At 63.8% G+C, this 11,691-nt stretch carries 10 protein-coding genes; 3 read left to right on the top strand and 7 right to left on the bottom strand.

All coding sequences use genetic code 11. The features are described from left to right. Window positions 1-140: 140 nt before the first annotated feature. Window positions 141-1,610 carry an SPFH domain-containing protein gene (locus BQ7471_RS10035; RefSeq protein WP_083663371.1) on the bottom strand — a complete coding sequence of 490 codons (1,470 nt, stop codon included), beginning with the start codon at window positions 1,608-1,610 and terminating at the stop codon, window positions 141-143. Between the two features lie 250 nt (window positions 1,611-1,860). Between BQ7471_RS10035 and BQ7471_RS10030 the strand changes: the two genes are divergently transcribed. Together BQ7471_RS10030 and BQ7471_RS10025 are read left to right on the top strand one after the other, a co-directional pair. Further along, complete coding sequence (locus BQ7471_RS10030; protein WP_129583427.1) at window positions 1,861-3,021, top strand: TFIIB-type zinc ribbon-containing protein; 1,161 nt, start codon at window positions 1,861-1,863, stop codon at window positions 3,019-3,021. A 12-nt stretch (window positions 3,022-3,033) separates the two neighbouring features. Continuing rightward, the gene (locus BQ7471_RS10025; RefSeq protein WP_076465946.1) at window positions 3,034-3,870 is read left to right on the top strand and encodes a TPM domain-containing protein; all 837 of its coding nucleotides are present in this window, start codon (window positions 3,034-3,036) and stop codon (window positions 3,868-3,870) included. A gap of 87 nt (window positions 3,871-3,957) precedes the next feature. Here the strand turns inward: BQ7471_RS10025 and BQ7471_RS10020 are convergent, their stop codons facing one another. Continuing rightward, the gene (locus BQ7471_RS10020) at window positions 3,958-6,426 is read right to left on the bottom strand and encodes an ATP-dependent Clp protease ATP-binding subunit (RefSeq protein WP_076465944.1); all 2,469 of its coding nucleotides are present in this window, start codon (window positions 6,424-6,426) and stop codon (window positions 3,958-3,960) included. 234 nt (window positions 6,427-6,660) lie between these two features. Between BQ7471_RS10020 and BQ7471_RS10015 the strand changes: the two genes are divergently transcribed. After that, a complete protein-coding gene (locus BQ7471_RS10015; protein WP_076465942.1) occupies window positions 6,661-7,473 on the top strand; it encodes a DUF4037 domain-containing protein in 813 nt (270 codons plus the stop codon). A 56-nt stretch (window positions 7,474-7,529) separates the two neighbouring features. Here BQ7471_RS10015 and BQ7471_RS10010 read toward each other — a convergent pair whose 3' ends face one another. The 5 genes from BQ7471_RS10010 to BQ7471_RS09990 all read right to left on the bottom strand — a co-directional run bounded on the left by BQ7471_RS10010 (window position 7,530) and on the right by BQ7471_RS09990 (window position 11,669). Beyond that, on the bottom strand, window positions 7,530-8,081 hold the full coding sequence (locus BQ7471_RS10010; protein ID WP_076466379.1) for a hypothetical protein: 552 nt from the start codon (window positions 8,079-8,081) through the stop codon (window positions 7,530-7,532). Window positions 8,082-8,137: 56 nt separating this feature from the next. Then, complete coding sequence (locus BQ7471_RS10005; RefSeq protein WP_076465940.1) at window positions 8,138-9,298, bottom strand: AAA family ATPase; 1,161 nt, start codon at window positions 9,296-9,298, stop codon at window positions 8,138-8,140. A 91-nt stretch (window positions 9,299-9,389) separates the two neighbouring features. After that, on the bottom strand, window positions 9,390-9,815 hold the full coding sequence (gene dtd, locus BQ7471_RS10000; RefSeq protein WP_076465939.1) for a D-aminoacyl-tRNA deacylase: 426 nt from the start codon (window positions 9,813-9,815) through the stop codon (window positions 9,390-9,392). Continuing rightward, window positions 9,815-10,981 carry a CAF17-like 4Fe-4S cluster assembly/insertion protein YgfZ gene (gene ygfZ / locus BQ7471_RS09995; protein ID WP_076466377.1) on the bottom strand — a complete coding sequence of 389 codons (1,167 nt, stop codon included), beginning with the start codon at window positions 10,979-10,981 and terminating at the stop codon, window positions 9,815-9,817. The genes dtd and ygfZ overlap by 1 nt, the downstream gene beginning before the upstream one ends. A 37-nt stretch (window positions 10,982-11,018) precedes the next feature. After that, complete coding sequence (locus tag BQ7471_RS09990; RefSeq protein WP_076465937.1) at window positions 11,019-11,669, bottom strand: heme-binding beta-barrel domain-containing protein; 651 nt, start codon at window positions 11,667-11,669, stop codon at window positions 11,019-11,021. Window positions 11,670-11,691 lie beyond the last annotated feature (22 nt).

Here is an 11,691-nt window from a genome sequence, read left to right as displayed (position 1 = left end):
CACCACACATTTGTCTATTTCAGTCTTTTCATTTGTTCCGAGCTGGGCATGTTTTCGCCGATCCCAGCCCTGCACACCCGAAGAACACGACGGAGGGCCTGACTCGCGATCGTCGCGAGTCAGGCCCTCAATCGACATGCCTACTGCTGCTGGTTGTCAGCGGGCGGCTGCTCCGGGGGCTCACCCTCCGGAGCCTGCGGATGAGACCACTGCTCGGGCTGGGCGGGAGGCACCTGACCCTGGCTTTGATCCCACTGCTGGGGCGCCCCCTGCTGGGCTTGCTGCCACTGCTGAGGGACTCCCTGCGGGGGTACCTGCCCCTGCTGAGGCTGAGTCCACTGCTGGGGCGCCCCCTGCTGCTGGGGAGGCATCTGCTGCTGAGGCGCCCACTGCTGTCCCTGCGGGGCAGGGGGCTGGGTCCACTGGCCCGGCTGCGGTTGCGTCCACTGCTGAGGTGCCCCCTGCTGCTGGGGAGGCATCTGCTGCTGAGGCGCCCACTGCTGTCCCTGCGGGGCAGGGGGCTGGGTCCACTGGCCCGGCTGCGGTTGCGTCCACTGCTGGGGCGCCCCCTGCTGCTGGGGAGGCATCTGCTGTTGCTGCCACTGGGGCTGCTGCATCTGCTGCTGGTTCGACTGGGACGCCGCCTGCATAAAGCCGCCACCAGCCTGCATACCCACACCCATGCCCATGAATGCCATGCCCGCACCGGCCTCGTTGGAGCCTGCGGCCTCCATGCCGCGGGCGACGGCGCCCTGGACGTACCCCTCGCGCACACTCGGATCGGAGAGCATCGCGCCCTGGTTACGCATGTCGATGAGTTTGCGGGACTCGTCGTCGTAGGAGATCGAGGCGATGCCGACGGACTGGATCTCCATACCGCGTCCGAGCAACCAGTCATCGTCGAGGGTGTTGCGCATGTACTGCGACAGCTCGCGCATCTTCGAAGCGACCTGGGAGATGCGGATGCCATCGACGCTCATCTGGTTGATGGATGCCTGAAGCGCTTCGAGGAACTCCGACATGTACTGCTCTTTGATGTCGTCGATGTGCACGCGCACTGCGTCGCGGGGAATGGCCTGCTGGTAGAACAGGATCGGGTCGGCGATCCTGATTGAGAAGGTGCCGTGGCAGCGCAGGAACAACTCTGCATTATAGAAAGTATCGAAATAGTTGAGGGCGGAGGGGGTGCCGAACTTAATGCCCTTGATCTCTTGAAGATTAACGAAGAAGATCTGCTGCTTCTGCGGGGTGCCCCCGCCGAACTTGAAACGCTCCCACGAATCGAGAAGAGTGCCCTTGAGGTCGCCTGAGAAGATCGTCGGCTGCCCCGTGTAGTCGACGGTGTACAGACCCGGCTCGGCGGTGAAGTCCGAGATCTTGCCCGCGTCCGTCAGCAGCATCGCCTGACGGTCGTACACGTGGATCCTCGATCCATTCGTGATGAGGTCCTCAGTCCCCTTGCGGTTCGAACTGCGCGGATCGCCCTGACGCAGTTTCGATCCCTTTGTGAAGACGATGCCCTCACCCATGTCCACCGCTTCAAAAGCGTCAATCCATTGATCGGCGAGTGTGCCCCCGATCGCGCCAGTGGCGGCCTGAATGAGTCCCACGGCTTCTCCTTTCAAAATGAACAGAGGACGGGGCACATCATGACAGTGCCCATATCCTGTGGTTATTCATGGTAAAACAGTGTGACGTGAGAAATACCCGAATAGGTGATTCTTCGTCGTTTCTTCTATCCGGTGGGGCTCGGATCGACCTCGTCGACCACCCTGTCGGACGACAACCGCCACAGCGCCTCCGCATGAAGCGCTTGTCCCTCCAGCATGCGTGTACCACCAGGAGAAAAGGGGATGGATCGTGAGCGAGATCCAGTACAAATGCCCGTCGTGCTCGGCACCCATTGAGTTCAATCCCGTCACCGGGAGAATGGCGTGCGAATACTGCGGCTCATCTTTCGAGGTCGCCGAAGTCGAGCAATTCAATGCGAGTCTCGCGCAGGCGGGATCGCCTGTTTCCCCCGATGCAGACGGGGCGGTAGACAGTGCACCGGCGGCTCCCTCGCCCGGCAGCGCCGAGGCCGGCGACCAGTGGAAGCAATCCGCTGCGACATATGTCGACCAGAGCGAACTCGGCCCGGTGGCGACGCTGGTGTGCAATTCCTGCGGAGCTGAGATCGTCGCCGACCCGACGACGATCTCCACCCGCTGCGGTTTCTGCAATAACACCTTCGTCGCATCCAGCCGCATTCAGAGCACGCGGATCCCCGACTTCATCATCCCGTTCGCCCTCGACAAGACGGGAATGCTCAATGCCTTCAAGAAGGCGACGACGGGCAAGTTCCTCCTCCCCCGCGCATTCCAGGACACCCACACCCTGTCGGAGGCCACCGGCACCTATATCCCCTACTGGTACCACGACGCCGACGCGTCGGGCACCATCACATTGAAAGGGACCCAGACCCGCACATGGTCGGACACCGAATTCGACTACGTCGAAACCGACGTCTTCCAGATCACGCGCGACGCCTCCGCCAAGTTCCGCGGAGTCCCCGTCTGTGCGACGACGAAACTCGAAGAGACACGGGCCGAGGGCGTAGAGCCTTTCGAATTAGCGGACTCGAAATCCTTCGCCACCGCCTACCTGTCCGGATACGCCGCGTCCTCCTACGACATTGAAGCAGCCACCACCATCGACCGGGCCGACAAGCGGGTCAAGACGACGCTATCCACCCTCGTCCAGTCGACGGTCACCGGATATGCCTCCGTCCAACTCGAATCGGCGCAGATCTCCGTCACAAGGGACGCCATCTGGTATGCGCTGCTTCCGGTGTGGTTGATCGTCATCGCCTACGAAGGGAAGGCCTACCCCTTTGCAATCAATGGACAGACCGGCGAGGTCGTCGGCTCCTTCCCAATCAGTCGAAGGAAGCTCAGAGCGCTCTACGTCGGTTTCACGATCCCCTTTTTCGCACTATTCGCCACCATCGGCTGGTTCCTGGCCTACATCTTCGTGAATTGACGGGTGAGTGACATGAACACAACCGCAGCGCAGATGCGCTCCATCATCACAAGGCTCTCCGTCGTATTCGCTCTCGTCCTCGCGATCGCCGCGCTGCTGCCGGGTACGGCGCAGGCGTCGACCCGACACGTCGTCGACGAGGCCGGCCTGCTCTCCCCCTCCGTTGAGCAGGAGCTTGAAGAGGAGATCACCCGAGTATCGGCCAGATACGGCCAAGACATCGTCGTTCTCTACGCCGACCTCGACGCCAACAAGACGCCGATGGAAATGGCCGACGACTACTTCGACTACAACGGTTACGGGATCGGGGCGGAGCGCTCCGGAGTCCTCCTCCTCGTCGCCCCCGCGACCCGCGACTGGTGGATCTCCACGCGCGGCACATCCATCGCCACTTTCACCGATGCCGGGATTTCCGCCCTTGGGACGCTCATCAAAAAGCCCCTGGGCGAAAACGACTGGGAGGGGGGTGCACGAGTCTTCGTCGGGCAGATGGAGCGCTACATGCAAGCCGCCGAAGACGGCAACCCCATCACGAAGACTCCGACAACGCTCACGGACCTCATTGGTCACGTGATCGGCTCAATCCTCACCGGCCTCGTCGGAGGCATCGCCGCCGCCCGAGCCTTCGTCAAGCGATATTTCATTAACAAGATGACGAATGAGGGCCTCGAACCGGGGGCGGCATCCTATGTCGCCGACGGGACGTTCGTCGTGAGCGGGGGGCAGGACACATTCATCCAGACCTATGTGACGAAGACTCCTCGCCCCACCAGCAACGACTCCGATGATTCCTCGACGCACACCTCATCGAGCGGCGCCACCCACGGCGGGGGAGGCGGAAAGTTCTGACCGGCCCTCTCCCCCTGCGAGCACCGCCAAAACGACTCAGTCCCCGTCCCCGGAATCATCCGGTGGCGGGGACTGAGCCTCATCGAGCTACTGGCCGTTGAAGGTGAAGCTGCGCTCCTTGCCCTCGCCCTCGACGCCGACGGTGACGACCTGGCCGGGCTGAATCTCTCCGAAGAGGATCCTCTCCGACAGGGCATCCTCGATTTCACGCTGAATCGCGCGGCGCAACGGACGCGCGCCGAGCACCGGATCGAAGCCGAGATCGGCGAGCAGGTCGCGCGCATCGTCGGAGAGCTGCAGGTGCATGTCCTGGGCCTCCATTCGCTTGGCGAGCTTGGCGATCATGAGGTCGACGATGAGTTTGATCTGCTCCTTGCCCAGAGGCGGGAACACGATCGTGTCGTCGACGCGGTTGAGGAACTCGGGGCGGAAATGCTGCTTGAGTTCTTCCGACACCTTCGCCTTCATGCGCGAGTAGTCGTGAGTCATGTTCTCCGCCGACTGGAAGCCCGTGAGGACGCCCTTGTTGATGTCGCGCGTACCGAGGTTCGTCGTCATGATGATGACAGTGTTCTTGAAATCGACCTTGCGGCCCTGCGAATCGGTCAGGCGCCCCTCTTCAAGGATCTGGAGGAGCGAGTTGAAGATATCGGGGTGGGCCTTCTCGACCTCGTCGAAAAGGACGACGGAGAACGGCTTGCGGCGCACCTTCTCGGTGAGCTGGCCGCCCTCGTCGTATCCGACATAGCCGGGAGGGGCTCCGAAAAGGCGCGACGCCGTGTGCTTCTCGGAGAACTCCGACATGTCGAGCTGGATGAGGGCGTCCTCGTCTCCGAAGAGGAACTCCGCGAGCGCCTTGGCCAACTCCGTCTTGCCGACGCCGGTGGGGCCAGCGAAGATGAAGGAGCCGCCGGGGCGGTTCGGATCCTTCAGGCCGCTTCGCGTGCGACGGATCGACTGCGACAGGGCCTTAACGGCCTCGTCCTGGCCGATGACGCGCTTGTGGAGCTCATCCTCCATGTTGAGGAGCTTCGCCGTCTCCGTCTGGGTGAGTTTGAAGACGGGGATGCCGGTCGACATGGCGAGGACTTCAGCGATCTCCTCGTCGCCAACTTCTGCGATCTCGTCGGACTCGCCGCCCTTCCAGGCGGCCTCCTTCGCCTTGCGCTCCTCGCCGAGGCGGGACTCTTCGTCACGCAGGGATGCGGCCTTCTCGAAGTCCTGGTCGTCAATGGCGCTCTCCTTATTGCGGCGCACCTCGGCGATCTTCTCGTCGAGTTCGCGCAGCTCCGGCGGAGCCGTCATGCGGCGGATGCGCAGGCGCGCGCCGGCCTCGTCGACGAGGTCGATCGCCTTGTCCGGCAGGAAACGGTCGGAGATGTAGCGGTCGGCGAGCTCCGCTGCGGCGCTGATCGCCTCATCGGTGATGATGACGCGGTGGTGGGCCTCGTAGCGGTCGCGCAGGCCCTTGAGGATCTCAATGGTCTCCTCGACGCTCGGCTCGTCGACCTTGACCGGCTGGAAGCGTCGCTCGAGGGCCGCATCCTTCTCGATGTACTTGCGGTACTCGTCATTCGTGGTGGCGCCGATGGTCTGGAGTTCACCGCGCGCGAGCATGGGCTTGAGCATCTGGGCGGCGTCGATGGAGCCCTCGGCGGCGCCCGCGCCGACGAGGGTGTGGATCTCGTCGATGAACAGGATGATGTCGCCGCGCGTGCGGATCTCCTTGAGCACCTTCTTCAGACGCTCTTCGAAGTCGCCGCGGTAGCGCGAACCCGCGACGAGGGACCCCATGTCGAGGCTGTAGATCTGCTTGTCCTTGATGGTTTCGGGCACGTCGCCGGCGACGATCGCCTGGGCGAGGCCCTCGACGACGGCAGTCTTTCCGACACCGGGCTCGCCGATCAGCACGGGGTTGTTCTTCGTGCGGCGCGAGAGGATCTGCATGACGCGCTCCATCTCGACGCGCCTGCCGATGACTGGGTCGAGCTTGTTCTCCCGGGCCGCCTGCGTGAGGTTGCGACCGAATTGTTCGAGGATCGCGGAGTTCGCCCTATCCGGGCCGCCGCTCCCGCCGACTCCGGCTCCGACGGCCTCGCGCCCCTCGCCCTCGCCGCGCTGGTAGCCGGAGAGGAGCTGGATGACGGTTTGGCGCACCTGCGTGAGGTCCGCGCCGAGCTTGGTGAGCACCTGCGCCGCCACACCCTCGCCCTCTTTGAGCAGGCCGAGGAGGAGGTGCTCGGTTCCGATGTAGTTGTGTCCAAGCTGGAGGGCCTCACGCAGGGACAGCTCGAAGACCCGCTTGGCGCGGGGCGTGAAGGGAATGTGGCCCTCGACGGGCTTCTCACCGGCGCCGATGATCTCGATGACGGATTCGCGCACGGAGTCGGACTTGATGTCCATCATTTCCAGTGCCTTCGCGGCGACGCCCTCGCCCTCGGTGATGAGGCCGAGGAGGAGGTGCTCGGTTCCGATGTAGTTGTGCTTGAGGCCGCGCGCCTCATCCTGGGCGAGGACGACGACGCGCCTGGCCCTGTCGGTGAACCGTTCGAACATGGTGACTCCCTTGCATAGGGGCCCGGGCGCGCGAGCGCACACCGAGTCCGGTGAACTGCCTCCACACTAGGGGCATGCGTGTGGGCTGCGCGCGTTAGTTCGCCGAGGGCGTGATGGCCCGTCCACAGACGAGGGCGGAGCCCCACACGGCGCTCGTTCTCCTCTGATGCCGCCCGCGCACATCGGATCGTGACGCGGCTCGTCATGTCCGTGCCTATTGCCTATAGTGTGTCCATGGATCTCACGGACGCCGACTTCAGTCTCGCCGACGCGCTCATGCGCATACCCGGGGTCCGCGCGGTCGCCGTCGGCGGCTCACGGGCGTCCGGAATGGCGGACTCCACGTCGGATACCGATATGTACGCATTTTTTGAAGGCGCCGCCCCCCAGCGCGAGGAGCGCGCCCGCCTCCTCGCCGATATCGCCGACTCGGGCACCATCGTGTCCTCAGACGCATTCGGCCCCGAGGATCACCTGTCGATCGGCCATCACGACATCGAGGTCGTTTACCTCGATCTTTCCGGGCTCCGCCATCAGATCGGCATCGCCTCGACGACGGGCTTGATGAGCGACGGATTCACGACGTGCTTCCTCTATACTGTCGCAACATGCGTCACGGTTGACGACGACGGGGGCCTCCACGCTCTCAAGGAACGAGTCTCGGCCTATCCCGCCGCCACTCGCCGCCGCATTCTCACAGAATCGCCCGAACTCTTGGCGACGTTCCTTTCGCAAATGAGGACGGCTCATCAGCGGGGGGACTACGAGATGGTCGCGCACCGACGCGCCTCCCTTCAAGCGACCTATTTCAACATGCTCTTCGCCCTCAATCACAGGTATCACCCCGGGGAGAAGCGCCTCCTCGAGCATGCGGGCCGATTGGGCGCCCTGCCCCGAGATTTCACGGGACGCTGGAGAGAGCTGCAGCTCTTGAGCGTCGACGCCCCCGAGATCGTCACGCGGACCGCGCAGCTCGTGGACGAACTCGTCGCCCTCGTCCACACGATGGACGAGGTTCCGCCCCTCACGCGTCAACAAGCACCGTGAAGGGCGTCCCTTACGAGTATCCCCGCAGAGTGTGAAGTGAGAATCGATGAGAAGACTCAGGCCTGAGAGAGGATGAGGCGCATCTTCTGCAGGCGACTCGCAGTTCTATCGAGACTCGGACTGACCCGCCGGGCGTTGTCGATGTCCCAGTGATTCTGTGCGAAATCATTGAGTCGATGCACATACAAGGGGCCTTCTTTACCCTGTCGCGACACCATGTCTTCCCGGATCTTTCTCAACCGGGACTTGGCCAGGAGCTGCAGAAGCTCGTTTTTCGCATGCTGCAATCGATCTGGAGCGGTACTCATGCGGTCTTGAGAAAGGGAGAAGTATCGTGCGAATCCTTCGGTATCGGCCATGAGCCAGGCCTCCGTCATCGATTGAGCGATGCGCAGTTCAAACGCGCCGTCGTGCTCACGAGCACCGATCAATCGCTCGCGAAGGGCGACGGGACAATCCGAATCCGCGTCGCGAAACACGATCCACGGATTGTGTACGCCGGTCCTCGCCAATTTGCCGATAAGCGGATCGAGTTTCGACTTTCCGCCTTTGGACAGCGGGGGCTTCGCCAACGCGAAACCGACGTATCCCACAAGTGCATGCGCCATCCCCTGGTCGGATGCCCCCTCAACGGCGACCGATACGTAGACGGGCCCTTCTGCGATCATCGCTTCGACCGCACCGCGCTGACCAGACCTGTCACGTCTTCCGGAGCGATGAGCGCCTCCACGACATCCGATGTCGACACTCCGAGCTCTAGGTCGGCAATCGCTTTTTCCATATCGGACAGAAGGCACGCTGTGGTACCCTCATCACCCACCCTGAGGAGGAGGACCTCCTCAGGCTGGATCCCCTCATCGTCGAGGATCTCCGGAGCGTGGGTGGACAAGATGATCTGCAGATCACTCGACCGGCGCGCCTGTGCGAGAACCGAGGGCAGCACCCGGACGATGGCGGAGTTGAGTGAGAGTTCCGGCTCTTCAAGAAGCAGAACCCCCGAACTCGCCGGCATCTTGATGATCGCCCACAGCAACCCGATGAGGCGCAATGTTCCATCGGAGAAGTCTGCTTCACTCTGGTGAGAGGGGCTGGACCGCCAATTCTTATAGCCGCCGATGAGATGGGGACGACCACTGGGATCAATCTCGATAGTCAAAGACTCAAAACCCGGAACGGCAGCACTGAGAGCCTCCTGCATACGGCGAAGCCATGCGTCCCTGGTCCTGGATGATGTCGCGTTCATCTGCGCGATGAAATCACTCCCGTAGGGATCCCCCGATACGGGAGGCGTGCGCGAGGGATCGCGGATGATCTGGGGAACCAAGTGAAAGTACTGCACCTGCGAAAGATAATTCGCAACCTTCCTGAAAGCCTGGTTCGCGGAGATCTGTTCGAGGTGCGTCTGGACGAGAAGCTCAGAATCCTCAATATCCTTCTCATCCGGCCTGTTGAGGATAATCGTGCCATTGCATTCGACGATCTCCCGATCGACGATCGGTCGGTTGCGCCCGCCCTGCTCCCCCTTGATCGACAGCTCGTAGCGCCATTCATCCTCACCGTCTCGCATACGGACCTCGATGATCAGGCGTCCTTTGGCGTGGTTCCGAGCGAATAGACAACGGATTTTCGATAGGCTTCCCCTTTTCTCCACCGCAGATGCCAACCCTCCGCCGGGAGAGACGAGGTCGGACAGGAAGCGAAAGAGATCCAGAAGATTGGACTTGCCTGCAGCATTCGGGCCGACAATGAACAATCGGTCGTTAATGTCGAACTTAATGCTTTTGAAATTCCGCCAATTCTTAGCGGACAGATGAGTCACCTTCATGCCGTCTCCATCCTCACGTCAAGCGCCTCACATATTTGAACCTAACACACTGGATTCGCAGGTGAGGCGAGAGCAGACGAAGTTCCGCCCCTCACGCGTCAACAAGCACCGTGAAGGGACCGTCATTGACGAGGGCGACCCGCATCATCGCCCCGAACCTGCCGGTCGCGACCTCGAGGCCGCGGCCCCTCAGATCGGCGACGACCGCATCTATGAGGGGCTCGGCCTGCGGGCCGGGGGCCGCATGCGACCAGGAGGGGCGTCGGCCCTTGCGCGTATCCCCATACAGGGTGAACTGGGAGACGACGAGAACAGGCGCCCCCGCCTCTGACGCGCTGGTCTCCCCCTCCAGGATGCGCAATTCGGCGATCTTGCGCGCCATCGTCGCCGCCTGCGCCGCGCCGTCGTTGCGCGACACCCCGAGCAGGACCATGAGGCCGGGCCGATCGATAGCGCCGACGACCTCGCCGTCGACGCTCACGGATGCGCTGGTGACACGCTGGATAACGGCTCGCATCAGCGCGCCCCCAGGGAGCCGAGCCCGCCGACCGCGGGAACGCCCGGTCGGCGAAGGTCCGGGTTCGTCAGATCCTGGCCGGGCCGCGTGCGCGGGGAGACGGAGGACTTCCCATCGATCGGGACGATGAGTTCCTGCGCGGCGGCCACGCCGTCGAGGTCGAAGACGGTGTCGGCGGGGACGCTTCTAGCGACGAGCGCCAAACCGATGGGTCCCTCATCCGCGTGGCGCGCGACCGAGGTGACGACGCCGACGGCGCGCCCCCTCATATCGATGCGTGTTCCCGCTTCGGGAAGATCACCGCGCGATCCGTCGAATTGCAGGGCGACGAGTCGGCGCGGCGGGCGGCCGAGGTTGAGGACACGGGCAACGGACTCCTGACCCCGGTAGCACCCCTTGTTCGTATGGACTGCGGTGCGCAGCCAGTCGACTTCCGCGGGGATGGTGCGCTCGTCCGTGTCGACGCCGAAGCGAGGTCTCCATGCCGCGATACGCACCGCCTCCCAGGCGAAGAGTCCAGCGGCGCAGTGCCCGGGGCGGGCGAGCCAGGCGTCGACGAAGTCGCGCGCCGCGCGGCGCTCAACGAGGTGGAGGCGCATGCCGATAGAAGCGCCGGGGTGGGAGCCCTGGAAGTATTCGGCTCCCCCCTCTGTAACGCCCGGCCACGGGTCGTTCCAGGTGAGGACGTGCCCGGGCAGGGACGCGGCATCGACCCCCTGCCCCCTGCGGCCGCTCGTCGATGCGACGACGGTCACGTCATCACGGATGGCGACCTCGACGCGCAGGGCGAAGCGCATGGAGTCGAGGAAAACGGCGAGGGGCTCTGCGTCGACGCCCTCGCAGATGAGCCACGTGCGCTCAGAGTCGTCGCTCACCGCAGCCGCGTGCTCGATATGCCCCTGCGGATCGAGGACGAGCAGCTCCTTCGACTGACCGGGCGTCATCCCAGTGATGATCTGAGTGGTGATCGACGTCAGCCACGTCTGGCGATCGGGTCCGGTCACGGTGACGACGCGCAGGTCGGAGCGGTCGACGAGGCCGGTCCCCGCCTCCAGCGCCCACTGCTCCCCGGCAGGATCCCCGTAGTGCAGGGGGACGCCCCCAGTGCGCTGCGGGGCACCGCCCTCGTCGTTGACGTGTGCGACTGCGCCAGGCAGGTGAATCATGACGGGCTCGCCCACGGCACCGGGGCATTCAATGGCATCAGACACGCGAACCGTCCTCCGTGTCGGAGTCGATGCCCTCAACGGCGGCGCCCGATTGGGTGGTCGCCTGCGCGGTGCGCATGAGCCGGCCCGACATCTCCACCTGCGCCTCTGCCCCCGACAGGGTGCGTTCCTGGGTCCACAGGAGTTCGCCAGCAACGAGGCCATACATGCGCTCCAGATGCGTCACATCCTCCGCTGATGCGCCGCGTGCAACCGCATCGGAGACCATGTGCACGCGCGGCCCCACGCCGACACCGGCCCACAAGACGGCGAGCCCATTCGTCAATGCAGACGAGGCGGTGAACTCGCGGGGCAGGTAGTGGCCCGGCGGCGGAAGTTCGGCCGTGGAGGGCAGTACCGACGCGTAAAGGGTCTCCTCGAGGAGCAGGCTCCCCCGCCCGATGCGGGCAAGGCCCTCACCCGCATCCCACACGGGGTCGATGACGACGCCGGGGGCGGGAACGCCCTCGTAGACCTGCGTCACCAGACGCATCCGGTCGGAGCAGATCTCGGAGCGGATCTCCTCGACGATCACCCGATCATCCTCGCCCTCAGGGGTGGCGAGCATGCCCCACCCCTTCCACGTACCGAGCATCCAGGCGAGAGGGGCGAGGGCGGCGGGCAGATCCGCTGGAATGACCATCATGGGGACAGCCTAGAGCCCTGTG

Source organism: Actinomyces mediterranea, from assembly GCF_900155595.1.
In the GTDB taxonomy this organism is placed as follows: domain Bacteria; phylum Actinomycetota; class Actinomycetes; order Actinomycetales; family Actinomycetaceae; genus Pauljensenia; species Pauljensenia mediterranea.
Note: the sequence above shows the minus strand (reverse complement) of the source record. Positions and strands in the feature narration are given on the sequence as shown.